Source organism: Streptomyces sp. BA2 (genome assembly GCF_009769735.1).
Lineage (GTDB): Bacteria > Actinomycetota > Actinomycetes > Streptomycetales > Streptomycetaceae > Streptomyces.
This window is the reverse complement of record NZ_WSRO01000001.1, coordinates 402,309-427,206: the sequence shown is the minus strand read 5'-3', so window position 1 is coordinate 427,206 and position 24,898 is coordinate 402,309. Positions and strand designations below refer to the sequence as shown.

Here is a 24,898-nt window from a genome sequence, read left to right as displayed (position 1 = left end):
ACGGGGGCCCTCCTCCTCTTCTCCGCATTTTCAGCATTTCCCGGCATGTTCAAGAATGAGGTAAATGACATGGCAACTCCCGCGCCCACTGGCACTGTTGAGGAACCCGCTTTTCCCGACCTCACGGGCGTCAACGTCTTCGTCGGCGGGCCGATCCAGCACGCCATTGAGGAGGACGGCTTCTACTCACCGCTGCAACATGCGCTGCACAGCGTCATCGACGCGGTCAAGGACACGGGCGGCACCGTATTCTCAGCCCATGTCGCCGAGAAGTTCGGGGCCGATACGCCGCTCTTCTCGCCCCGCCAAGTCTCCGTCCGGGACTTCGACTGGATGCAGCGCTGCGATGTGTTCATACCGGTCCTCCCAGTGCGTGGCGACACACTGCTGCGCACGGACGGCACGCACGTCGAGCTGGGCTGGGCATCAGCGCTGCGCAAGCCCATCATGCTGGTGACCCAGCAGCCGTTGGCCCCCAGCGCCAGCCACCTGCTGCGAGGGCTGCCCGCCATCGCTGACGTCTCGTTGTTCGACGTCGCCGCGGTGGCTCAGAGCCCGGCAGAGCTGCTGGCATCCGTCTCCCGTGCCGCGCGCCCTGCGGTCGCCGCCTCGTGAGCGCCGCCGACGCCCACCAAGAGGCCTCCACCGCCCTGGAAGGCGAGCACATGGCGGCCGCCATCTTGGGCCTGTCCCTGTCCTCCCCCCTGGTCATCGGCTCCGGCCTGCTCACCGATCAGGAGCGCAACATCCGGCGCCTGCTGGCCGCCGGAGCGGGCGCGGTGGTCACCAAGACGATCCACCCCGCCCCGCCCCGTTCGGGCAACGAGCGCCTTTCCCGGCTCCCCACCGGCATGCTCAACAGCACCATGTACTCGCACCGCAGCGTCGAGGAATGGTGCACGATGCTCCGCGGCTTCGACCGCGACGGCCTCCCGGTAATCGCCTCCATCCACGCCGACTCCCCCGAGGAACTCGGCATCCTGGCCGATCGGATCACCGAATCCGGCTGCCGCGCCCTGGAGTTGGGCATCTCGTGCATGAACGAGGAGGACGGCCTGGAAGACACCGCCGAGCGAGTGAGCGCCTACGCTGCCGCCGTCCGGGCCCGCACTCCCCTCCCCTTCAGCGTGAAGCTGGCGGCGGGCGAGGGCACCGCCGTGCGGGCCGCGGCGGCGGCGGGCGCGGGAGCTGACGCCATCACACTCAGTGACACCATCGCCGGACTCGCGGTCGACCCCGACACCGGCCAGGTCCAGCTGGGCGGCGTGTATGGCTACTCAGGCCCCGGCATCAAACCACTCGTCCTCGCCGAGATCTACGAACTGCGCCGCAGCGGCATGACCATCCCCGTCATGGGCGGCGGCGGTGTCCAAGCGGCCCGCGACGTCGTGGAGTACCTCAGCGTGGGGGCGGACGTGGTCCAGATCTACACCGCGCTGCACAAGAACATGCACAACACCTTCGCCGCCATCCACCGCACCACCCAGTCCTGGCTGCACGTCCACGACACCTCGGTCAAGGAGTTGGTGGGGCGCAGCGTGTCCGGGAAACCCCACGACACTGCGCTGTCAGGCGCGCAACGAAAGGAGAGGACATGCGCCACCGCACCGTAGACGTCAGGCACTATGGCGACCTGACCAGCGCCGACGTGGCCGCAGCGGTCGAAGGGGCCACACTGGTCTGGCCGATCGGCGGGCTGGAACAACACGGGCCGCACCTGCCGCTGTCCGTGGACCTCGACATCCCGCAGGCGCTGGGCGCCGAGATCGCCACCGCGACCGACGGCCTGCTGCTGCCCGCGCTACCCATCTCGGCGCGCTCCCTGCCCCAGAGCGGCGGCGGACTGCACTTATCCGGCACCGTGTTCCTGCGCGGCAACACCCTGATCGACACCATCTCGGACACCCTCACGACCCTGGCCAGACTGAGGCCCGGCCGTCTGATCATCGTCAACGGGCACTACGAGAACGAGGGGCTGCTCTTCGAAGCGATCGACGGCTGCAGCCCCACCAAGACGTTCCCCGACACCGAGATCCTGGCGTTCAGCTGGTGGAGCCTGGTGGCCGACGGCTGGATCGCCGAGCACCTCCCCGACTTCCCCGGATGGCACGCCGAGCACGCCGGGGTCACCGAGACCAGCCTGATGATGTACTTGCGGCCGCAGACGGTACGCCCCGAACGCCCGGAGCACGACACACCGCCCCGGCCCGGGGTGTACGTCCACCCCCTGGATGTGGCGAGGATGTCGAACCGCGGGGTGCTCTCGTCCGCTGCCGGCGCCTCCCGGAGGCTGGGCCAGAAGCTGTTCCGCCATCTGACCGACAGCGTGTGTGACCTGGTGCGATCGGGAGGCGGGGTGGCATGCATCGTGACTGACCCCCTGACAGCAGCCATGGCGCCCCAACAGCCCACCATCCGCGATGAGTTGCCCACCATCATCGTGTGCAACGCCGTGGACACCCTGCGCGGCATCGCCGAGCGCGCCCCGGCGCCGGAGGCGGCCCACCGTATTATCGCGGAATGCTTCTCCCAGCAGGACCAGGCCCTCTTCTGGGGGCCGGACGAGAAGCTCGTCATCACCTCCCGCCCGATCCAGGACCTGACCTGGCAAACGCGGTTCCTCGGACTGCCGGACATCGTCAACCTCAGCCCGGCCACCGATTCAGGCTCGCTGTTCGCGGACCTCATCGGCGACGACCAGCTGCTGGCGAGCCTGCTGGAGTACGTCGGCCCCGGGCGACGATTCCAGCTCATCCCGCACACCACCACACCCGACCTGTGGGCCTTCGCCGACCTGCTCCGGCTGAAGTACGGCGTCATCGCCGAACTTCCGGAGAGCTGCCGCGACCAGGGCCTGCGGGACCTGCTCGACACCAAGAGCGGATTGCGGACGCTGGTCGCCGAGACCGGCCTGACCGGCGCCGCGTGCACCGTGGCACGCGGCCGGAACTGCGCCGACCGCGACGAGGCGCTGGCCGCCGTCGATGAACTGCTGAGCGACGAAACACCCTGCATCGTCAAGGCCGACAAGGGCGAAGCCGGCGTCGGCCTGCTGATCTTCCAGCCCGGGGATGACACAAGCACCATCGTCCAGGCCCTCAAGGAGAGCACCTTCTACGGCGAGGACCCCATCGTCGTCGAGGAGTACATCGACCGCACCGACAGCAGCGACCGCCGGCCCATCGCCTTCCCCTCGGTGGAATACGTCGTCCCCGACGACCCGTCCCACGAGCCCGTACTCACTCACGTCTGCGACATGCTCTTCGACGGCGCGACCGTGCTCCGCGGCAACGTCACCTCCGCTTCCCTGGCCGAGGCCGCTTGGTACGAGCCCTTCGTCGCGGGAAGCAGGAAAGTCGCTCAGGAACTCCAACGCCGCGGCTACCGAGGGCACTTCGGGATCGACGCGGTCGCCAGGGGCGGCGAGGTGTACATGCTGGACCTCAACGCCCGGCGCACCGGCTCCACCCATGTACACGACTTCGGCGTACGGCTCCTTGGACCGGACTACCTCAAGCGCCACACCGTGGGCAATTACGACTTCTACGGCCTGCCCAAGGGCAGCACGCTCACCGACGTGCTGGAGCGGCTGGGCCCCTTGGTCTGCGCCCCCGGACAGGCCGACAGCGGCGTGGTGCCCTGCGAACTGACCGGACTGGACGCCGGGCGGCTCAGCTGTCTGATCCACGCACCGTCACTGGCGGCATTCCACGAGCTGGTCCAGCAGGTCCACGACACCATTCAGCGAGATTGAGAAACCCGTGACCACAGGCACGACGACGGCGCAAGGCAACCGCTGGCTGATCCTGGCGGTGGTGGCGGGCTGCTTTTTGCCGGTGGCGGCAGACGCGACGATCCTGAACGTGGCCGTCCCCTCCCTCACCGAGACACTGGGGGCATCGGCACGCGACGTGCTGTGGATCGCCGACATCTACCCCTTGATGATGGTGGGCCTGGTGCTGGCAACCGGTCCGCTCGGTGACCGCGTCGGGCACAAACGGCTCCTGCTGACCGGCCTTGTCGTCTTCGGCGCCGCCTCCGCCGCCTGCGCGCTGGCCCTCTCCCCGATCGCTCTGATCGGCGCGCGGGCGGCGCTGGCCGTGGGCGCCTCCATGATCATTCCAGCTACTCTGGCCATCATCCGGCAGGTCTTCGACGTCGCCCGCGAACGCGCCATCGCCATCGGCGTGTGGAGCGCGGTCGCCGCCGGCGGTGCCGCGATCGGCCCCGTGGCAGGCGGCCTGATTCTCGAACACTTCTGGTGGGGAGCGGTCTTCCTCATCAACCTTCCGCTGGCCGCCGCGGCGATCATCCTGGTCTCCGTCCTGCTCACCAACCAGCCGGCCCAGCACAAGGAGCCCTGGGAACCCCTCTCTCCCCTCCTTGGCATCACCGGCATAATCGGCGTGGTCTACGCCGTCAAGTCCCTCGCGCACCGCGGAGCCCCCTGGTGGGAGGCGTGGCTTCCCGGCATGGCGGGTCTCGCGGCTCTCATCTGGTTCACCCGGCGCCAACTCGCCTCCGCCCACCCCATGCTGGACCTCTCCCTCTTCCGTGCACGGTCCTTCCGGGTGGGCACGGTGGCAGCCACCGTGCCCGTCCTGGTCCTGGTCGGCTTCGAGCTGCAGCTCGCCCAGGATCTCCAATTCGTGCACGGCATGTCCCCAAAGGAAGCGGGCCTCTTTCTCCTGCCGATGCCCCTGGCCACCTTCGCCGCCGGACCGCTCGCTGGCCTGCTCGCCACCCGTCACGGCCTGCGGGTAGTCATCCCCGTCGGCCTGACCGCGGCCGCCATCGGTTACGCCGGCATCGCCACCTCCGCAGAGCGGCCCGCCTCACTGCTCCTCACCACGTCATTGATCCTGATCGGTGCCGGCCACGGAGCCGTCCAGACCGTCGCCTCCGACGTCATCATGACCGGCGCCCCGCCCCAGCAGGCAGGCGCCGCCGCCTCCATCGAATCCGTCTCCTACGAGGTCGGCGCCGGCCTAGGCATCGCCCTTCTCGGCAGCCTCATGGCCAGCCTCTACACCAGCAACTTCACCCCGCCCGCAGCCGTCGCCGCCCAGCTCCCGCCCACCGCGTCGGACTCCATAGGCGAGGCCCTGACCGCGACGCAGGGACTGTCCGGCCCCACCGCCCAGGCAGTGACCTCGGCAGCGCGTGACGCCTTCACAGCGGGATACCGCATCACAGCCATCGTGGCGGCCGCCGTCGTCACAGCCATCGCCGTGGGCACCGCCGTAGCCATGCACCGAGGCCGGCCCCGGCCCCCCGAGCCGGCCTCAGAACAACCGGACCAACAACCGGCGGTTGACGTGCCCCGAGCCTGATGGACGCCAGTGGTTCGTTGACGGCGGGCAGATCGGGAGTACGCCGGGATTGGAGATTTTCGCCTGCCGTACGGGCGCCGCAGTGCCCAAACGCGCACCCCGCCCGCACCCTCCTCAGCGGCGCCACCTCCTGAACAACCACCCGCCCGACCTCATCAACGAACAGACGAAAGGGGCCTGTTCACCGGTCCTTCTTGCGCGTTGATCATCGAGCGCTCCCGGCATTTCCCTACTGCGTCCAGGACAGACCGCCCGGGCCAGTATCCGGCTTCACTGCTACTACGAACCGGTCCCTCTTACCACCCTTACCACCGCAGTGCGGCGGACGGTATCGAGGCAGGTCTTCTCCAGTTCCGTACCGAAGCCGCAGTCCGGGCTCACGTCGCATGCATGCCGAACCCGCCTGGCCGATAAGCGGGCGCCCGCCAGGCTCATCGCCCAGCGAGCCGTGGCCCCCGCCCCTGGCTGAACGAGGCCCGACGCCACACAGCCTTGCGATGAGCGTCATCGAGTACAGCGCCACGGGCTCTCCACCTGAGTAGCCCTGCATGACGGGTGGCCGCCAGCCGGACATGGACCACGCAGAGGGCTGGCGGGTGCCGACTTCGGCGAGGGCGACTCCCCAACCGAAGCGAACGGCGACCCTCTCCGCGCCGAGCACCAGAAAAAGGGGACAGGACGAGGCGCTTCACCCACCCGCCCCTTTGGCGAGGCCGGTGTCGCGGGCGAATGCGAACGGCGCGGAGCGGCTGCCAGGGAGGCGAGGGCAACCGGCGGGTGGCGCACCCATACCAGGAATAGGCCAGGACCAGAACTAGGGCCGGAAGCTTGAGCGGCCAATCGGTGAAGGGAACCGCTATTGAGTCAGTAGCTGTGTCATATCCCATGATTCGTGACGCTGCGTGAGACCACGCGGGCGGAACCAGATGTGCCCGGGCCGTCCGGCAAACGCCGACAAAAGTTGATCACGTCTGGGACTTCGCGGGACCTAAGTCCTGTTTCCGCATGGACACGCCGCTGACAGTTTCAACTGATCCATTCCTTATGTCGGGGTCGCGATCAAGGTCATCCCGATGCAAGCGACTTCCTCCTGTTGGCGCCCGCACCAGGGTGACTTCGCCATTGACAGGGGAGGGTTCATGCCAGTTCTTCACGGCACATCTGCCAGTTCCATAGCCGCCGTAGCCGTCGGCGCGCTCATCCTTGGCATCGCGCCCACGGCGTCCGCAGCTGATGAGCAGTCGAAGGCCGAACGGACCGCGGCAGCCGTAGAGAGGATTGCCGGCACGGAGGACATCGCCGGCAGCGCCCTGCAGTCGGATGGGACCCTGAAGTCCGTGACGGCAACCGAAGCCGGGCAGCCCATCACCGTTACCACCCCGGCAACCGCCAGCGGCACGATCAGCACCACCGCCAATGGCGCGACAGTCGGCATAGGTCTGTCCAATGCCAGCCAGGCCAAGGGGATCAAGTCACCGAACGGCACGGTCGTCTACCCCGACGTGGCCAAGGACGCAGATCTCGCCGTGCAACCGACAGTTGCGGGCGGCGTCCGTGCACTGACCACCGTCAACAACGCCAACGCAGCCAAGGAATACCGTTTCGATCTCGCCCTTCCGGCGGGCGCCGTCACCGACCATTTGGAGGACGGCAGGATTCTTGTCCTGACCGGAACTGACGAGGACGCCGACATCCTCGGCTCGTTCGACGCCCCGTGGGCCAAGGACGCCAACGGCAATGCGGTACCGACCTCCTACCGCGTTCAAGACGGATCCCTCATCCAGAGCATCGACTTCGACAAGAACACCGCCTTCCCCGTTGTTGCCGACCCGTTGTGGAGCACTGCGTGGAAGTGGACCAAGTGTGCCGCCTCCGTCGTCGTCGCGTTCTTCCCGGCAGCCAAGGCCTACAAAGCAATCAAGGCGCTCGGCGGCGCCAAGGCAACGGCACGGCTCCTGTGGGGAGCGCGCACCAAGGGCGACTTCATTCGCTACGCCAAGAAGGCAGGCAAGAACGGCGCTGTCCAGATCCTCGGCATCGCCGGGGTGCAGAGTTACTGCTTCGGCTGACCAGCAGCCCAGCCCAGCAGACCCCCACACCGCCTAGATGGGAGTACACCCCGTGGCCAGCAAGAACGAGCCGCCCATTGTTGTCCTGCATGATCTCGAAGATGTCCGATCGGAGATCAATGCTGCGCTGGAGACAGCCAGTGACAACCGGCGGCCGGGACTCCAAGCAGCCCTGGACATCCTGAACCGCCATGCCACCGCCACCGACGACCAGCGCATCCGACAATGGGTCCGCAGGACCCTCTCCGAAGCCGGCGTGGAACCAGACGAGCATGTGCGCGCCGTGAAGGCCCTGCGCGATGCGGTACCCGGACTCGGGCTCATCGCCGCAAACGACCTGGTGAAATCGACCCTCCCGCACTGACCCACCACGACCTCGCGCGTACGAAAGGACCGGATGACGGGCTCGTCGGTGCACCGTTCGGTTTCCTAAGTGCTTGCCTGTTGGGAACGATCGGACGACTGGACCACCCGCTGGCGCGACGCGCGGAATATATCCTGAAGGGCTGGCCGCTGCCCCAGAAGCGCATTGAGGGCCCGCACCGCACTCGGTGTGCGGGCCCTTAGCCGATCTGACGCACCGTGAGGCTTGCCGAGAGCGCGCTGGATCACGTCACGGGGGGCGGTGTGGATTTCGGGGCTGGTCAGGCAAGGGCGGTGGGGCGAGGCGGATGGTGTGCGGCCGGTGCTGGGTTCGGATGCGGATTGGCCTGGGCGTGGTGGCGGCATCGGGCCGTTCGACGGGGTGGGGTTCGGTGTGCGGGGGCCGGGGCGGTCGGGTGAGTCGGCGGACCATTAGCGTGATCATGGTCCAGGTGAGGCGGGCTTGGCTGTGGGAGATGAGCCGCTCGTAGTCGCGGACGTTCCTGCGGGCTCGCATGATCCAGCTGATGGCGCGCTCGACCCGCCACCGTTTCGCCAGGACGGCGAAGCCCTCCTGGTCCTTGCGTCGGGGGACGTGTGGAGGGTGATGCCGAGGAAGGATTTCGACCAGCGCACGAGTTCGCCGCCGTAGGCGGAGTCGGCCCAGGCGACGGTGACTTCGGGGTGAGCGAGGCGGAGGCGGAAGAGGAGGTCGCGGGCGGGGTGGTCGTCGCGGTTGGTGGCGGGGGCGACCATGAGTTTCAGCGGCATGCTGCGCATGTCGACGGCCGGGTGCCGCTTGCGGCCGTTGATCTTCTTCCCGGCGTCGAAGCCGCGGGTGGCGGCGCCCACCGTTTCGGCTCCTTTGACGGACTGGGAGTCCAGGATCACCGTGACGGTGCGGGGGTTGAGCCCGTCGTGAAGGCGGACTCTTCGGTGGAGCTCGCTGTGGATGCGGGCGAGGACTCCGCTGTTGCGCCAGCGCTGGAAGAACCCGAACACGGTCCGCCAGGGGACACCGAAGTCGACCGGGACGGATCTCCCTTTGCAGCCGTTGTCGTTGACATAGCGAATGGCATCCACGATGTTGCGCTGCGGGTGGACCTCGGGTCGTCCGCCCGTCGGGAGGGTGCAGGCCGGCGGCGGCAGTAGCGACTCCAGGACCGCCCATTCGGCATCCGTGGTGTCGCTCGGGTAGTGGCGCGGCCGGACAGCCGGAGCTGCCAGAACCTCGGTAGTACAGATCATGGTCAGCGTTCCATGCGGGTGAGGACTTCCAGGGTGGCTTTGACGCCGCCGAGCTGGTCCAGGACGAGGCGGGCCCACTCGTCCTCGGGGGCGCGTTTGGCGTGCGGGGCGACGATTCCGGCGATGAAGTTCGTGATGCGGTGCAGCTCGGCCTTGAAGACCGCTCGTCCATAAGCGATCCAGACTTCGGGCTGGTCCGACAGCTGAAGGCCGTCGACGCGGCTATAGGTCACGGGCGGGATATCGGACTTGACCGCGACCTTCCGCAAAAACCGGATACCCGTCCAAAACTGCGCCGGAGTCCGCCGGGTGGCCTTCGCCAGCTGCTTCAACGTGAGCCCGGCCGGGCGTGCCTCCTGCAGAGCCCTGCGGACCGCCTTCCCGTGCTCAAGAGCGGGCTGTCCCGCCCGCCGCTTCATGGCTACTGGCCCCGCAGCAACTCGGCCAGGGCCTCGTCCAGGTCCACCCTGCCCGTGGAAACCGCGGTCTCGATCCAGTCGGCCGTCGCCCTGATTTTCTCCAACTGCCGCGTCACGAGACCAAGCTGCGACTCGGTGAGCTCCCGGCCCCGCAGCTTCGGCACCAGCCGGCTCGCCCCGGCAACAAAGCCCTGACAGACCCCGATCAAGTCGGTGAACTCCATCGCCCGGTGGAAGCCCCGCACGATCCGGGCCGGATCACTGTCGTCCCTGCCGTCCTCGGCGTCGGGCGCATCCCACCAGTCCTCCTCGCCCTCCTCTTCGACAAGCTCGGCCTGATCGTACTGGGCCTGGTTCACCAGTTCCCTGGCCTGCCGGTCCCGCATCGCGCGGAAGGCGACATCCGGCCGACGCAGCAGATCGCAGGCCGCCAGGGCCGCCACCGTCTCATCGGCCGCGAGGTCCCGGATGGCTTCGACCTTCTCCTCCACCGTGACCGGCGTCGCGCTCGCCCAGCCCGCAGCCCGTTTCGCCGCATCCCCGCTCCACTCGCTGCGGCCCGTCCGCTCGTTGACCGGCGGGCTCTGGATGAGCTCGTACGCGTCCGGCGCCGAGGCCCAGGATCCGGTGCACCTCGAAGGGAACCCCCTGCTGCCGCTGGTCCTTCGGCCATCGCGCGGCCACCCACCGATACGTGCGCACAGTATGGAAGGACAGCCCGATCGACTCGGCGAACCCACGCAGGGTGCCCTCCACCCCCAGCTCGTCCTCACCCAGCGTCATGTCCCCGCCGTGGGAGCGCAACGGAGCTATCTCCAGCGCGATGTCCCCCAGCGCGAACTGACATCACGTCATCACCCCGACCAGCTCCACCGACTGATCCACCAGAGCCTCGAACCGCTCACCCGGCGCACTGCCGATCACCTCGGACACGGCGCCCTCACCAAGGGGGCCGGAGAGGCCGATGCCCTCCCAGCCAAAGGGACTCCGGCCCGCGCTACCTCGCAGAGTCCGCCGCCCACCCCAAGGCCACCACGAACGACCCGAAAACCGTCGCTTCGCAACCGAACCAACCAGTCCCGCCCGAACACGAATCCAGACCGGCACGCCCCTGAACGACTCTGCCAACCATCACCGAACGTCACAGATCAGGGGATTGAGCACAGCTACTCACTCTCCCCTCCCTCACGAAAACGGCCTCACCTGGGCCGCACCCACCCTCAACACAGCCGGCGAAGTACAAGACAGCGCACACCTGGTCACCGGCACCACCTGGTACCCCGTCACCCCCAGCACCCAAACCCCCCGCATGCAGACCTACACTGACCCCGGCAACAACGCCTACGGTGGCAGCGGCGGTTGGGGCGGCTACGGCGACGACGGCAACTACGGCGGCGGTTACGGCGGCGGCGCGGGCGGGTCCCCTGGCGTCTGCGCCGCCCACAGCAGCGGCACTGGCGCCCCCGGGAACGGCTCCGGAGGCGGCGCCGGGCAAGCTGGCAGCGGCGGCTACGGAGGCTTCGGAGGCGGAGGCGGAAGCGGGTCCGCTGCCCTCTACAGCGGCGGCGGGGGCGGTGGCGGTGGCGGTGGCGCCCAGGGACCAAGCCTGTATCCCGCACCAGCCCATTTCGAATCCTCCGACACCGGCGTGCGCGGCGCTCCCTCCGCCCCCGCCGGCAGCCCTCCCCTCGGCATCGCCGCTGGAGGCACCCCAAACGGCCCCGCAGGCAACGGCGGCGTCCGCATCACCTGGTGATCCCGACAGGGCCCGCGGCCTCTCGCCTGCGAACCCGCAGGCCGAGAGGCCGCCTTACCGAACTGATCGGCAAGAGAGGCGCTCGACGGCCACACCCGCATCGAGTTCAGGGTGCCCGTCGATCCGCCGGGCTGGTGGCGCACTTCGTTTCGCGCGAACCCCTGACCAAAGGAGAGGCGGTTCTGCTGGCGACGAGGACAGCCAGATCTCATGGTTTCCAGGTGCGCAGGAACTCCGCGACGCGGGTGACAGTGCAGCGGGGGCTGCGGAGTTCGTGGGCGAGCGCGGTGAGTTGCTCGCGAGTGGGATTGACGGGGATGTTGCTCGCCTCGAGATACATGACGGCGACTGCGCAGGCCACGGTCAGGTTCGAGCCTTCCAGCCAGTGGCAGCGCCCCAGCGTGTGCACCAGGGCCGCGGCGCGCGCGTAAGGGCCGTCGTAGACGGGGTGGTCCATCAGCTCACCGCGGTGGCGGGCGACGGCGGCGATAGGTACGCCGTAGTCGTCGACGGCGGGATCGCGGCTGGCGGCGCGCTGAGCGGCCTCGAGGATCCAGGACTCGTCGATGTGCAGGATCACGCGGCTGCACCCGGCCGGGCTGCGGGCTGCGGCTGCGGCTGGTCCAGCTGGCGCTCCAGTTCGTCAAGGAACGCACCGTGGTCGTCGACAAGCTTCTGCGCGGCGGCCATGCCGGCGGCGCGTGCGCCGGTGGTGTCCTCAACGATGAGGGTCGCGACATACTTGTTAAAGTCCAGGCCGCGGGCGGCGGCGGCACCCTTTCCCGCGGCGAGCACGTCGGCTTCGAGCCGGAGCTGGGTCTGCTTCTTCGCTGACGTCATACACCGAAGGTAGCAGGGTGGTAGCCGCAGCGGGGAGATGGGTGCCAGAGAGGCCCGGCGTGACGACGACCGACCGTTCCTGTCCTTCCGGGCGTCAGCGTCCAGGCAGAAGCCGTAACCGTCCTTCGATGGCCACACCAGCGTCGGCTGGCACCGTTTTAGGCCGGAGGGGGCCCTCGGCCCCGCCATCGCGCTCCACCCGTCCGCACCGGCCCGTCCGGACACAACAACGCGTCGCAAACTCGAACAGCGCGTCGCCCGGCGCGGTCATGCATGCGTACAACTCCCTCCGGAAGCGTGACGCTTCCGCGTACGCATCCCGAAGGGCGCCCAGATGATCCAGGCTCACGACTACGGCCTTCGCGCCGATCCACTCCGGACGGATCACAGGATCAGACGAAGGCCGCTCTAAAGTCCCCTGAACTGCGAAAACACTGATCAAGTGCGAACCGCGTTCGACGCCAGACCTTAAACGACAAGCTGAGCGCTGGGCAGTTGTCGTGAGTGTGTCGTGTGCCCGCGTTGTTTGTAGTGGCTGATGCGCGCTTGGTGCTGTCGTCTGCGGCGCCAGAGCGACCAGGAAAGAACGTCGTCGGCCGGGGTGGGACGGCAGTCGGTGAGGCGATTGATCAGGCATCTGATCTCGGCGAGGCTGAGGGGGATGAGCTGGGAGTATCCGTTTCTGCACTCTCCGTGTCCAGCCCCCGCGCGTCGCCATGCCCCTTGGGCTGCCGCGGTTCCACGCGTCAAAGCCCGGTTACTGACAGACTCGTCGCCGTAGAAGGGAGGCCCATGGGCTTCGGATTTCGCGTCGGTGTGCCCGGCATGAGCGTGCGTGTCTCGACCCGAGGGGTACGAACATCCATCGGGCCGAGGATGGCCAGGGTGAATGTGGGTGGTGGGCGGACCACACTCTCGTCCGGGATGGGCCCGTTCTACGCCTCCAGCGCTCTGGGCAGCGGGCGCCGCACCAGTACGAGTCGCACGACGCGCTCCGGCTCACGTCCGCGGTCCGCCGCGCCTTCGGGTGAGCAGCTGGAAAGGGCTCGCCAGCAGGCCGAGCGGGCCCAGCAGGAGGCGGAACGCGACGCGGCCATCGCGCACTTACGGGAGGTACGTCAGCAGATGACCAGCGTGCATCTGCAGTCCTTCTCCCCCGTGCTCCCACCGGTCGTGCCTGAGCCCCCACAACTCGGGTTGCCATGGGCCCTGGCCGAAGCGAAAACGTTCCACCTAGCAGGTCTCGGCGTGTTCGCGCGCGCTGAGCGCACGGAGGCGAAACGACAGGCAGAGCAGGATGCGCCGGGCTACCTGGCCGCTGAGCTCTCCAGGTTGGAGGGCGTCCACGGCGAGTTGACGACCGAAGCACATCAGTGGTGGCAGTCCCTCCTCGCGAACGACGAGGTGACCGTGTGCGAGACGGTCAACTATGCCTTCTCCGACAACCCCGCGGCAGGCTGTGCGGTCGGGGTTAACGGCTCCGTCATGTCGGTGGTGATGCGGCAGCACGACATCGACTCGCTGCCCGATCAGGCGCCGGGCCTCACCTCCGGCGGGCGCCCCACGCTGAAGACGCTGACCAAGCGGGACCGGACCCTTTGGTGGCTCACGTCCATGGGGTCCAACGTCATCGCCACGCTCAAGGAGGGCTTCGCAGTCGCCCCTGGGATCAACGCTATCGACCTTGCGGTGATCACTCGCATGCCGGACACCCAGCGGCTGGGGTTCGTGGCGTACGGCCGGTGGACCCGCCCGGCTATCGAGTCAGGTCCCTGGCGGCAACCCGAGGACTCACTGCGCTTCCTGGACATCGGCCAGGACGTCGCCTGCGCCGTCGCCACGACCGCCTCCGGAAACCTGTCGAGCACCATCAAGCCGCTGGACATCAGCCGGCTGCCCGGTCTGCAGAGCCTGCTCGACCATGCCCAGGACGAGGCCGCCTCGGTCGACTCCACGCTGGCCGGTCTGGACGGCGACCTGCGGGCCAACGTCCCCGCCACCCCCGATGTGCCTGCCTCGGACCACTACCGGATCCGTACGTTCGCCGAATGGAAGACCCAGGCATCCTCCACGGTCCAGCCGCCTGCGCTCGGCGAGCCCATGCCCGCTGTCCCGACGGCACTCACGCCAGGGCAGAACCTCACGCTGCCCGATGAGGCATGGGAAAGACTGACCATCGCGTTCAGGTTCGGCGGTGCAGATGCCGACCTCTCTCTGTTCCTCACCGACGCACAGAGCCGGGTCGCCTCCGACGCAGACTTCGTCTTCTACAACCAGCCGTCCGCCGCCCAAGGGGCCGCCAGGCTACTGGGCAAGCAGAACGATGGCGCGCACACCGTCGAACGCGCCGCCGTCCACCTCACAGCTCTACCCGAGCATGTCCAGCGGATGACGATCGCGATCAACATGGACGTCGACACCGGACTGACGTGCGGCTCCCTCACCCACGCTGAACTGTCCATGGACTGCGCCACGGCCACCTGGACCTTCCAGCCGTCAGCCGACCCCGCCATCCGCGCAATGGTCGTCGCGGAGCTCTACCGGCACAGATCCGGCAACGGCCGCCCAGTGTGGAAGCTCCGCGCAGTCGGACAGGGTTGGGCCGACGGACTCGACGGCTTGGCCCGTGCCCACGGAGTTGACGTGGGGTAGCCCATCGTGTGCAGACCCACCAAGGACAGAAGCCTCCACGGGCCAAGAAGCATGGCAGCTGGCAGCTCAACGCCTCGTCGGTGGCCCTGCCCTCCCACCCTCCCTGTAAGCAACGGCCGCCCACGGCTTCGACCGGCCACAAACATGCGCCCGGCATGTCCTGGAACTTGCACGGCGGTCATCGCCACGGTCACCACCGAGGACGGCGGCCGCGAAGTCCTCCGTCTGGTCAAAGCCGTCCGCAAGATCGTGCTCGGCGCAAGCTATCCTCACTCCCTTGTGGCACCCCGGCTCGGGACACGTTCGGGCACGGGAACGACGATTCCCGCCGCGTTGCAGCGGACGGCCCACGGCGTCCCGTAGCCCTCCTCGTAGACCCGTACGTCCACGTCGGGGAGTTGTGTGCCGTTGGTCGCCTCGGCGTAGGCCGCGGTACAGATGATCTGGCTGAGCCCGAGGCCGTCGCGGGCCATGCTCGCCACCCGCATCGGAAGGTGCACATCCACGGCGCCGCCGGCGCCCTGCGCGACCAGCCGCCCGTGGATCGGGGGCACCTCGGTGACCAGGCCGCGGGCGCGTTCGGCGGCGTCGGGGCCTTCGAGGAGCAGGTCGAGTGCCTGTTGCGGCGTTGCGGCGGTGTCGACCTCGCGGGCGACGGCTTGGATGCCGTGCGGGCTGACGAAGTAGAGCTGGGCATGGTGGGTCGCGGATCCCGGTTCGCGCAGGCCGGACGCCGGGGCGCCGGCCCGGACCGGGCCGGTGGAGCCAATGCTGCAGCCTGCCGAAAGTACCCCCAGCACGGTTACGAGGGTGACCTGGCGCTTCATGACTGGTCCTCCTGCCGGAGCGTGCGCGGGAGTGTGATGGTGAACACCGCGCCGCCGTCGGGGGCGTTGGCGGCGGTGAGGGTTCCGTGGTGCAGTCGTACGTTCGCCATCGCGATGGCGAGTCCGAGGCCGCTGCCCTCGGAGCGGGCCCGCGCGGCGTCCGCCTTGTAGAAGCGGTCGAAGATATGCGGCAGGGCCTCGTCGGGGATGCCGGGGCCGTCGTCGGCGACGTCGATCACAAGGGAGTCCTGCGTGGCAGTCGCCCGGACCGTGACGGGGGCGGCGCCGTGGCGCAGGGCGTTGCCGATCAGGTTGGCGAGGACGACGTCGAGGCGCCGCGCGTCGACCCGTATGCGCAGGTCATCCTCGGCAAGCTCGGTGATCACCTCGTCCGGCTCGCGCCAGCCGCGCAGGTGAAGCGTCTTGTGGAGGACGGTGCGCAGACTCACGTCGTCCAGGTGCAACACCGCCGCTCCCGCGTCGAAGCGGGAGATCTCCATCAACTCCTCGACCATGCCGGTCAGCTTGCGGGTCTCGTCGCTGATGAGGAGGACCGCGTCGGCTGTGTCCGGAGGCAGCGTGCCGGAGCGGGCGTCCTCGTCGAGGGCGTCGGTGACGGCGGCCATCGCGGCGAGCGGGGTCCGCAGTTCGTGCGAGACGTCTGCGGCGAACCGGCGGGCGTTGGCCTCCATGTGCCGCAGCTCGGCGTCGTTGTGCTCCAGGGCGGCCGTCATGGTGTTGAACGTGCCGGTCAGCGCGGCGAGTTCGTCCTTGCCGACGACATCCAGGCGGGTGTCCAGGGCGCCCGAGGTGATCTTCTCGGCGGCCGTACGCAGCTGCCGTACGGGCCGCAGCACCCGGCGGGCCGCGAACAAGGCGGGCACGACGGCGAAGGCGAGCACCGGGACGGCGCCTGCCCAGGCCGCGGTGATCAGGGCGGAGATGTCGGCCCGTTCGCCGTCCAGCGACAGAACGGCGAAGGCGACAAGACCCGACGGTTCTTCCGCTGCTTTGCGCCGGTCGGTGTAGCTGATCGGCATGCCGATCAGCAGTCGGGGGCCGTCGGCGTGCTCCGCACGCTCGTAGAAGGTGGTGTCGCCGTTCTTGGTCGCGTCGCGCAGGGAGCTGCTGACGTGACGCGCGGTGCCGATGAGCGGCCCGCCATTGCGGGAGACGGCCGTGTGCCAGCCGTGCGAGCCCGAGGCACGGTCCAGCTGGCGCACGAAGGCGCGCAGGTCCGTGTCGGTGGGGTCGGCAGGAAGGTTGGGAGCGAGCGAGTCGATCTGGAGGCGCAGATCGTGGACGGCGCCGTTCTGGGTGCGGTCCAGGATCGCGCTGCGGGCCTGTCGGAAGGTCAGCGCGGCGGTGATCAGCGCGCTGAGCGCGGCGACGAGGACGAAGGCGACGACCAGGCGCGGGCGCAGGCCGCGGCGCAATGCGAGGTTCATGCGGGCAGTGGGCCGAAGCGGTAGCCGAAGCCGCGTACGGTCTGGACGTACACCGGGTGGCGCGGGTCCTCTTCGATCCTGGCTCGCAGCCGCATCACGCAGGCGTCGACCAGGCGGGCGTCCCCGTAGTAGCTGTGTTCCCAGACGTCCTCGAGTAACTGCTGGCGGCTGAAGGTCCGCCCCGGTGCGGCGCTGAGAAAGAGCAGCAGCTTCAACTCGGAAGGGGCGAGCGGGAGTTCCTCGCCGCGCTTGCGGACGATGAGTGCTCCGCGGTCGATCTCCAGATTGCCCACCTGGGTCTGCCCGGCGCCTGTGGCAGCCTGGGCGGGGGCGACGCGGCGCAGCACCGCCCGCATCCGGGCCTCGATGACCGCGGCGCCTGCGGGTTTGACGACGTAGTCGTCGGCGCCCGCCTCAAGGCCGATCACGACGTCGAGGTCGTCGCCGCGCGCGGACAGGATCACGATGGGAACCCGGCTGGTCTCGCGGATGCGGCCGCATACTTCCAGGCCGCTCATGCCGGGGAGCATCAGATCGAGGAGTACGAGGTCGGGCTTGATGGCAACCAGGGCCTCAAGACCGTCCTCGCCGGTGCCGACCGCCTCGGTCTCGTGCCCGTTGCGGGATAAGCCCAGGACGACACCGCGGCGCACGGCCGGATCGTCCTCGATCAGCAGGACACGGGGCATGTTGGGGGCCCTTCCACGGTGCGCGTATTGTTCCGGCATTATGTGAGTTATCAGGTGGATCGCCCACTTTACGGGCGCGCAGCGGTGTGGCGTGCACGGCTTGTCCTGGGTCACCTCAACTGGTCGACATCGACCGTGCCTGCCCCCGGCACCGGCTCGGGCACCGCCGCCCACAGGGCGGCTCCCGCCAGGGCTACCGCGATTACCGCGATCACACCGCGCCTGCCACGCGCCCACCCCGCCCGGCACCGCACCGGATCCTCGACGAACCGCTTCGTCAGCGCGGCGGCCGCCAGTGAAACCCCGATCGCGACGACGGTCCCGCCCCAGTCCCCGAGCACCGACAGTCGCGGCAACAACAGCAGGTACACCGGCCAGTGCCACAGGTACAGGCTGTATGACAGGTTTCCCAGGCCACGCGGCAGGTGGCTGCCCGCAATCCGTGCCGCCCAGGTGCCCGGCACCTGGGCCATCAGAACGATCAGCACGGCCGCGGTCGCGGAGTGCAGGAAGAGCCCGCCCTGGAAGAGCAGCGGCGCCTTCTCACCCTCGGTCACCGCCCACGCCACCGCCAGCCCGCACCCCAGGGCGAGGCACACCAGGTCGGCGGCGCGGCGCGGCACCCGGCGCACGAGGTTCCGCACCGGCGCGGCGGCCACGAGCGCCCCGAGCAGCAGGGCGGCGCCCCGGGTGTCAGTGCCCTCGTAGGCGCGAGTGGTGTCCACCGCGGCACCGAGCGAGACGGTCAGGGCGAGGGAGATGAGGGCACCCACCCCGGCCAGTGAGGCCACGATCCGCTCACCGCACCGCCACCGGGCGGCCACCGCCACCACCAGTGGCCAGGCCAGGTAGAACTGCCACTCCACGCCGATGCTCCACAGGTGGGCGAAGACGCGGGTGTCGGAGGCGTTCCAGTAGCCGATCTGCTCGGTGATGTAATGCCAGTTGACCGTCTGCGTCCCGACCCAGGGCATGTCGTCGAGCGCAAAACGCAGTTGCTCCGTGCTCCCCCACGCCCACGTGGCCACCACGGTCACGACCACCACACAGCAGAGAGCGGGCAGCAGCCGGCGGGCACGGCGGCTCCAGAACGCGGCCAGGGCGATCTGGCCGCGCTCACTCGCCTCGCCGAGCAGTAGCCCGGTGATCAGGAACCCGGAGAGCGCGAAGAACAGGTCGACCCCGAGAAACCCGCCGGGCAGATGCCCGGCGTGGAAGAGCAGCACGGCCGCGACCGCGAACCCGCGCAGCCCGTCGAGGGCGGCTATGTGCGCACGGCTCACGCCGCCGGGGCGCGCCGCGCGGTGCCGGGCCGGCGTCGGGCCGCCGCGCGCAGGCGCAGCCACAGGCACAGGCGCAGGCGCAGGCGACGGGAGATGCGGAGGCATCAAGTCGGCCGCTTCGTCACGCGGCACAGCGGAGCTTGCTGTAGCGCTCGTTGCCGGTCCAGGACTTCTGGGCCCAGGTGTCCACCGACGCCGGCTTGAAGCGCTCCTGCTCGCCGAGTTTCCCGGTGAACCACTGGGCGAAGGCGGCGGCCCCCTGCTGGCAGTTGTGGATCCCGTCCGCGGCGCGCTGCGCCTGCCCCGCCGAGGCATCGGTTCCCCACAGCTGCGAGGCATCGAAGAACGCCGCCGTGCCGCCGCTCTTCCCGGCGACTTCTGAGGCCACCTTGGGAGCGGTACGCAACTGCGCCTCGTGCTGCTTGTAGAACCCGTCGATCTTGATGGGCGGGGACGAAACGAACACCACCTTGGCTCCGGCGCCCTTGGCCGTGTCGACGACCTTCTTGTAGGCAGCCCGCTGCTGATCCTGGCTTCCCCAGTCGTATGTCGTGACTTGGTAGGCGACCACGGTGGGACGGAACGCCTCGATGTCCTTGGTCAGTTGCTTCCAGGTGTCGCCGGAGATCATCCGCGTGATCTCCTCACCGCCGTCGACGAGCGTGCCCCCACCGTCCGAAGAGGAATCCTTGAACTCCACACCGCTGGACTTCAGGGCCGCGCCCAGGGCGGGAGCCTCGGCACCCGCGATGGAGTCGCCCAGCCAGAGGACCTTCGTGCCGGTGCTCTTCGGCGTCTGCTTCTTCCCCTCGTCCGTGGCGCCGGAGCCCTTCCCGCCGCATCCGACCAGGGTGAGGCCGAGCGCGGCGACTGCGGCGACCGCGCTCAGGGCATAGCGGGCCGGGCGGTGAGGAGAACGGGAACGGGACTTGTGCGTGCTGTTCATGCCTCCAGCACAACAGCCCCCGAGCACCCAGCCGCCCGCCGCCATCGTTTGCGCACAGTCTGGGCAAGAAGCGCTCATGAAGACCGCCGCCCCGACTTCGGATACCGGAGCGGCCCCCGCAGGGTCATCCTTGCGTAGCATCCGTCGGCCGTGGCTACCTCTGTGGAATGCCCTGGGACCAGTTATTGGGTCTGACGTGCGTGCGAGCGCGAGCTGCAACGGTATAGATATGTCATTCCGCGCCATGGATCCGCCCAAGGTCTACGCAGGGGGCGAGACCCAGGCGGTCACCCTCGACGAGGTCACCGTGGACTTCCGGCAGGGAGAGTTCACCGCAGTCATGAGACCGTCGGGCCCGGGCAAGTCGACGCTGTGCACTGCGTCGCCGGCCTCGACAGCTTCAGCAGCGGCTCCGCGCGGATCGGCGAGACCGAGCTCGGCTCCCTCAAGGACAAGCAGCTCACACAGCTGCGCCGCAACAAGATCGGCTTCATCCTCCAGGCCGTCAACCCGCTGCCGGCCCTGACACCCCCGGAGAACGCCCTCCCGATGGGCATGGCCGGCGCAAGCTGGACAAGCCCGGCTCCAGCAGGTCATCGACGTGCTGCCTCTCGGGACGGTTTCAGCCGCCGCCCCGCCCAACTGTCCGGCGGCCAGCAGCAGCCCGTTGCCGTAGCCGCACGCTCGCCTTCCGGCCCGAGACAACGTTCGGTGACGAGCCAGCCGGGAAACCTCGACTCCCGCTCCGGCGCGCCGAGGCCCTGGGTTTCCTGCGCAACTCGGTGCGGGAACCGGGCACGACCTTCCCCTCCTCACCTCAGGACCACTCACACTATGTTCCGTACCGCCCTGCGCAATGTGCTCGCCCACAAGGCCAGGCTGCTGATGACCGTACTCGCCGTGATGCTCGGTGTGGCGTTCGTCTCCGGCACCCTGGTCTTCGCCTCGACCATCTCCGAGGCATACCAGAAGAGTTCCCAGAAGGGCTTTGACAACGTCGACGTCGCCATCCAGGCGCACCGACAGGCCGACGACAAGCAGCACCCGGACGCGGCCCCGGAGCTTACCCAGCGAATGCTCGACCAGGCCGAGAAGGCCCCCGGCGCCGCCTTCGCCACCGCCTCGATCAACGGTTTCGCCGCGATAGCTGACAAGAAGGGCAAGCTGATCGGTGAGGGCTTCGGCTCCTCCGGCGCCAACTACTACCCCGGCACCGACGGCAAGGACGCTCGCTACCCGCTCAAGGATGGCCGGGCGCCCAAGAGTTCAGGCGAGATCGCCCTGGACGCCAAGGCCGCCGAGCGCGGGGGGTACCAGGTCGGCGACACCGTCCGGATCTCCGTGGACGGCCCCGTTTTGAAGCAGAGACTCACGGGCGTCTTCACCACCAACGACGGCAATGTCTCCGCAGGTGGCAGCCTCGCCCTCTTCGACACCGCCACCGCGCAGAAGTTCTACGCCAAGCCGGGCAAGTTCAGCGAGATCGGCGTCAAGGCCGCGCCCGGCACATCCCAGGACGCGCTCAAGGCGTCGGTCCAGAAGATCCTTCCGCGCGGGACCGAGGCCGTCACCGGCAAGCAGCTGGCCGACGAACAGGCCAAGCTGATCGCCGAAGAGTCGCAGGGCATGCGCAACGCCCTTCTCGGGTTTGCCGGTGTCGCGCTGGTCGTCGGCATCTTCGTCATTGCCAATACCTTCACGATGCTGGTCGCCCAGCGCACCAAGGAACTGGCACTGCTGCGCGCGGTCGGTGCCAGCCGCCGCCAGGTAACACGCTCGGTGCTCATCGAAGCGCTCGTCGTCGGCACGATCGCCGGCGTGACCGGTCTGCTCGCCGGTATCGGCATCGGCGCGGGGCTGCGTTCCCTGATGAACGGCACAGAGAGCACAGTGCCCGACGGCCCGCTCGTCATCTCCCCGGCTGCGATCCTCACCTCGCTGGCTGTCGGCGTCCTCGTCACTGTGCTGGCCGCCTGGTTGCCCGGCCGCCGCGCCGCGAAGATCCCGCCGGTCGCCGCCATGAACAGCGTCCACGCCGTCGCCACCACCCGCTCCCTGACTGCCCGCAACACCATCGGCGGCCTCCTGTCGGCCGCCGGAGCCGTGTCTGTGCTGGCCGGGACGGGCATGAGAGCCAATGGTGAGGCCCCGACGGGGCTGGGCTTCGTCCTGGTGCTGATCGGTGTATGCGTGTTGACCCCGTTGCTGTCCCGGCTTGTCATCGCCGCCTTCACACCTGCTCTGCGCCTGTTCGGCATCTCCGGCAAACTTGCCCGGCAAAACGCGCTGCGCAACCCGCGCCGCACCGCCGCAACCGCCTCCGCGCTGATGATCGGCCTCACCCTGATCACCGGCATGACGGTGGTCGCTGGCGGCGCCCAGAGAGGTCTCGACAAGCTGGGCGCAGACTCAATGAAGGCGGACTACGCCATCTCCATGGCCGGCGGCTCAGCGCTCTCCCCGGACATCGAGAAGAAGCTCGCCAGGCTCCCGCAGGTCACCGCCACCAGCCCGCTGCGCCAGTCCCCGGCCCGGGCCGACGGCAGCCCGCAAACCCTGACCGGCCTCAACAGCGCGACCGTCACGGACCTGGTCAGGGCCGATTTCACAGCCGGCTCGTTCGCCGGGTTCTCGGATGACAAAGCCATCGTCGATGAGGACACCGCCAAGAGCCGCGGCTGGAAGCTCGGCTCCGCCTTCACCGTCACCTACGAGGACGGCAAGCAGGGCAGGCTCACCGTCTCCGGCATCTACAAGGACAACGACCTGATCCGCGGCATCATGGTCGACGCCCGCACCCTGGCCCCGCACCAGAGCGTCATCTCCGATACGCAGGTCCTGGTCAAGACCAAGGCCGCCGCCGGTGACGCGGCCAAGGACTCGCTGGGCGAAGCGCTCGGAGACAACCCATCGATCCAGATCCGTGACAAGGACGACTTCACCGCCGCCAACGCCCAGTCGTTCAGCCTGCTGCTGAACATGCTCTACGCCCTGCTCGCCATGGCCGTCATCGTCGCGGTGCTCGGCGTCGTCAACACCCTGGCCATGTCCGTCTTCGAACGCTCCCAGGAGATCGGCATGCTGCGCGCCATCGGCCTGGACCGCAAGGACGTCAAGCGCATGGTCCGCCTGGAGTCGCTTGCCCTCTCCCTGTTCGGCGGAGTGCTCGGCATCACCCTCGGCATCTTCTTCGGCTGGGCAACCGGCGAGCTGATCAGCAAGACCCTCGGCACCTACGAACTGGTCCTCCCGTGGGGCAGAATGGCCGTCTTCCTCTTCACCGCCGCCATCGTGGGAGTGCTCGCCGCTCTGTGGCCCGCACGCCGGGCGGCGAAGCTGAACATGCTTGAAGCGGTCAGCAGCCGGTAGCTGTCCCGGCCCACCGAGTCAGCGAGATGTCCCTCATCCTGCCGCCAGGTCCGGCGGCGGCCTTCGAGGCGGGTTGCCCGCGGTACGGCCCGGAGACAGGCCACCCTCCGCAGCTTCGCCATCAACCACCCGCGCGACGCCGGACGCACCCAACATCAGCCCAGGCCTCAGCCGTAGCGTCACAGAGCCATCATCGGCCGGGAATCATCTGAGCACACAGTGCACCTTAGAGTTGTCGCTATGTGCGCCAAAAGGACCTTATATGTCAGTGTTATGACGGCTGCGACCCTCCTCGCCGGACTGGGGCCCATAGGAACGGCGGTGGCGGCCGATCGGAGTGTCGGGCCCGCCGCAGAGGCCGAGGAAACGGTCCAGAGCACGTCCGGATACCACGTCAACTCCTACGATGTCCGACTCGACTACAACCCGGCCAAGGAAACCCTGTTGGGAGAAGCGACGTTAGACCTCGTCGTCAAGGAATGGCGGGACGCCCTCGATCTCCGGCTGCAACTGCCCGCACGCTCAGTGCAGATCGATGGGAAAGCGGCCACATTCTCCGCGGATAAGGGCACCCTGCACGTGAAGCCGGTGGCGCGACTCAGCCCGGGCCGGCACGTCAAGGTGCACGTCGCCTACGCGGGTAGCCCACGCCGAACGCTCGACGACCCGGGCGAGGACAACCTGGCCTGGGCGGCGACCAAGGACGGCGGCCACTACCTGGCGCTCGAAACCGCCGGCGTGCTGTTCCCGGCGAACAGCGACGACGCCGACCGCTCGGCCGTGCACCTTCAGGCCCGGGTCCCCGACGGCTGGACCGCGATCTCCAACGGCCGGGCGGGCACCCCTGTGAAGGACGGCGACCACAAGGTCTACCGATGGGCCAACCGAGAACCAATGCGGGCCGGCTACGTGCATTTCGGCGTGGGAAACAAGTGGACCGAGTCGGACACGAAGCTGCCCGATGGCACCCCGGTGCACTTCGTCTACGGCAGCGGGGCGGAAGGCCGGGGCAGAAAACTGGCCGAAGCCCTGGGGGAGGCGGCCAGTTGGGAGGCGAGCATCTTCGGGAAGTACCGCCACGACAGCCTGACCGTCTCCTTCCTGGACTTCGAGGACCCGAACGTGCCAAACGTGACGGGCTGGAACACGATCTCCATGGGCATGGAGTATCCGGGGGATGCGGAAACCCAGCCTGTCACCCAGGACATCTTGGTCCACGAGCTGGCCCACACCTGGCTGGAGGCCGTGCAGGCGAAGGACGACTACGTGGAGGAGACCATCCCCACCTATCTGCAATGGGCCTGGAAGGAGAAGTTCCGCAAGGCAGATCTGGTCACGATGTACCGGGACAAAGTCAAGAAGATCCAATGGCAGCACACCAACGTGTACACGACCGGCGACGTCGCCATGTATGCGCTCCGTCGGCTGGTCGGGGACAACGCCTTCGACCGAGCGCTGAAGGACTGGCTGCCCAACCACGCCGACCGGCCCACCGCCTGGGACGCCTTCCGAACCTCCCTGGAAAAGCACTCCGGCAAGGACCTGAAGCCATTCTTCGCCGGCTGGTTCCCGCCCGAGGGAACAAAGCCCGCCTACCCCGGTGACGACTTGGTCTGGCCGGCCTGGGCCAAGGACTGAGACGGAAACGACGTCGGC

At 68.5% G+C, this 24,898-nt stretch carries 20 protein-coding genes and 1 pseudogene; 11 read left to right on the top strand and 10 right to left on the bottom strand.

Translation table 11 applies throughout. The annotated features are described in order from the left end of the window. Positions 1-45: 45 nt before the first annotated feature. From E5671_RS01710 to E5671_RS01680, 6 genes are all read left to right on the top strand, one after another. A complete protein-coding gene (locus E5671_RS01710; RefSeq protein ID WP_202120930.1) occupies positions 46-615 on the top strand; it encodes a nucleoside 2-deoxyribosyltransferase in 570 nt (189 codons plus the stop codon). Continuing rightward, positions 612-1,613, top strand: coding sequence for a dihydroorotate dehydrogenase (locus tag E5671_RS01705; protein ID WP_336605624.1), 1,002 nt, complete (start codon positions 612-614; stop codon positions 1,611-1,613). Before E5671_RS01710 ends, E5671_RS01705 begins: the two co-directional genes overlap by 4 nt. Further along, the gene (locus E5671_RS45870) at positions 1,595-3,754 is read left to right on the top strand and encodes a creatininase family protein (RefSeq protein WP_237329993.1); all 2,160 of its coding nucleotides are present in this window, start codon (positions 1,595-1,597) and stop codon (positions 3,752-3,754) included. Before E5671_RS01705 ends, E5671_RS45870 begins: the two co-directional genes overlap by 19 nt. A 7-nt stretch (positions 3,755-3,761) precedes the next feature. After that, positions 3,762-5,333 (top strand): MFS transporter, encoded by a 1,572-nt coding sequence (locus E5671_RS01690; RefSeq protein ID WP_160502050.1) that lies wholly within the window; start codon positions 3,762-3,764, stop codon positions 5,331-5,333. Positions 5,334-6,406: 1,073 nt separating this feature from the next. Next, a complete protein-coding gene (locus E5671_RS01685) occupies positions 6,407-7,402 on the top strand; it encodes a hypothetical protein (protein ID WP_160502049.1) in 996 nt (331 codons plus the stop codon). A 52-nt stretch (positions 7,403-7,454) separates the two neighbouring features. Beyond that, entirely contained in the window at positions 7,455-7,766 is a 312-nt protein-coding gene (locus E5671_RS01680) for a hypothetical protein (RefSeq protein ID WP_336605623.1), read from the top strand. A gap of 440 nt (positions 7,767-8,206) precedes the next feature. Here E5671_RS01680 and E5671_RS01675 read toward each other — a convergent pair whose 3' ends face one another. The 3 genes from E5671_RS01675 to E5671_RS01665 form a co-directional block, all read right to left on the bottom strand. Continuing rightward, positions 8,207-9,013, bottom strand: coding sequence for an IS5 family transposase (locus tag E5671_RS01675; protein WP_160502047.1), 807 nt, complete (start codon positions 9,011-9,013; stop codon positions 8,207-8,209). Positions 9,014-9,015: 2 nt separating this feature from the next. Beyond that, positions 9,016-9,246 carry a hypothetical protein gene (locus tag E5671_RS01670; protein WP_160502046.1) on the bottom strand — a complete coding sequence of 77 codons (231 nt, stop codon included), beginning with the start codon at positions 9,244-9,246 and terminating at the stop codon, positions 9,016-9,018. A gap of 188 nt (positions 9,247-9,434) precedes the next feature. Beyond that, a complete protein-coding gene (locus E5671_RS01665) occupies positions 9,435-10,172 on the bottom strand; it encodes a DUF6192 family protein (protein WP_336605622.1) in 738 nt (245 codons plus the stop codon). Between the two features lie 569 nt (positions 10,173-10,741). Between E5671_RS01665 and E5671_RS01660 the strand changes: the two genes are divergently transcribed. Continuing rightward, a complete protein-coding gene (locus E5671_RS01660; RefSeq protein ID WP_160502044.1) occupies positions 10,742-11,188 on the top strand; it encodes a hypothetical protein in 447 nt (148 codons plus the stop codon). 208 nt (positions 11,189-11,396) lie between these two features. On the opposite strand, the gene E5671_RS01655 is transcribed toward E5671_RS01660, so the two are convergent. Next, positions 11,397-11,768: a fic family toxin-antitoxin system, toxin component gene (locus tag E5671_RS01655; RefSeq protein WP_160502043.1), complete on the bottom strand. Its 372-nt coding sequence runs from the start codon at positions 11,766-11,768 to the stop codon at positions 11,397-11,399. After that, on the bottom strand, positions 11,765-12,028 hold the full coding sequence (locus E5671_RS01650) for a hypothetical protein (RefSeq protein WP_160502042.1): 264 nt from the start codon (positions 12,026-12,028) through the stop codon (positions 11,765-11,767). Before E5671_RS01650 ends, E5671_RS01655 begins: the two co-directional genes overlap by 4 nt. A gap of 876 nt (positions 12,029-12,904) precedes the next feature. Between E5671_RS01650 and E5671_RS01645 the strand changes: the two genes are divergently transcribed. Further along, entirely contained in the window at positions 12,905-14,680 is a 1,776-nt protein-coding gene (locus E5671_RS01645) for a TerD family protein (protein ID WP_237329992.1), read from the top strand. 269 nt (positions 14,681-14,949) lie between these two features. On the opposite strand, the gene E5671_RS01640 is transcribed toward E5671_RS01645, so the two are convergent. From E5671_RS01640 to E5671_RS01620, 5 genes are all read right to left on the bottom strand, one after another. Then, positions 14,950-15,507 carry a GerMN domain-containing protein gene (locus E5671_RS01640; RefSeq protein ID WP_160502040.1) on the bottom strand — a complete coding sequence of 186 codons (558 nt, stop codon included), beginning with the start codon at positions 15,505-15,507 and terminating at the stop codon, positions 14,950-14,952. Then, positions 15,504-16,955, bottom strand: coding sequence for a sensor histidine kinase (locus E5671_RS01635; protein WP_160502039.1), 1,452 nt, complete (start codon positions 16,953-16,955; stop codon positions 15,504-15,506). The genes E5671_RS01640 and E5671_RS01635 overlap by 4 nt, the downstream gene beginning before the upstream one ends. Further along, on the bottom strand, positions 16,952-17,644 hold the full coding sequence (locus tag E5671_RS01630; protein ID WP_160502038.1) for a response regulator transcription factor: 693 nt from the start codon (positions 17,642-17,644) through the stop codon (positions 16,952-16,954). Before E5671_RS01630 ends, E5671_RS01635 begins: the two co-directional genes overlap by 4 nt. A gap of 110 nt (positions 17,645-17,754) precedes the next feature. Next, positions 17,755-18,996, bottom strand: a complete 1,242-nt coding sequence (locus E5671_RS01625; RefSeq protein WP_443032542.1) for an acyltransferase family protein — start codon at positions 18,994-18,996, stop codon at positions 17,755-17,757. Positions 18,997-19,048: 52 nt separating this feature from the next. After that, complete coding sequence (locus E5671_RS01620) at positions 19,049-19,873, bottom strand: SGNH/GDSL hydrolase family protein (protein WP_160502037.1); 825 nt, start codon at positions 19,871-19,873, stop codon at positions 19,049-19,051. Between the two features lie 229 nt (positions 19,874-20,102). Between E5671_RS01620 and E5671_RS45865 the strand changes: the two are divergent. The 3 genes and pseudogenes from E5671_RS45865 to E5671_RS01610 form a co-directional block, all read left to right on the top strand. Beyond that, positions 20,103-20,676 (top strand): annotated as a pseudogene (locus E5671_RS45865) (ABC transporter ATP-binding protein); the annotation flags it as partial. Between the two features lie 31 nt (positions 20,677-20,707). Then, a complete protein-coding gene (locus E5671_RS01615) occupies positions 20,708-23,242 on the top strand; it encodes an ABC transporter permease (protein ID WP_160502036.1) in 2,535 nt (844 codons plus the stop codon). 273 nt (positions 23,243-23,515) lie between these two features. Then, complete coding sequence (locus tag E5671_RS01610) at positions 23,516-24,880, top strand: hypothetical protein (protein WP_237329991.1); 1,365 nt, start codon at positions 23,516-23,518, stop codon at positions 24,878-24,880. Positions 24,881-24,898 lie beyond the last annotated feature (18 nt).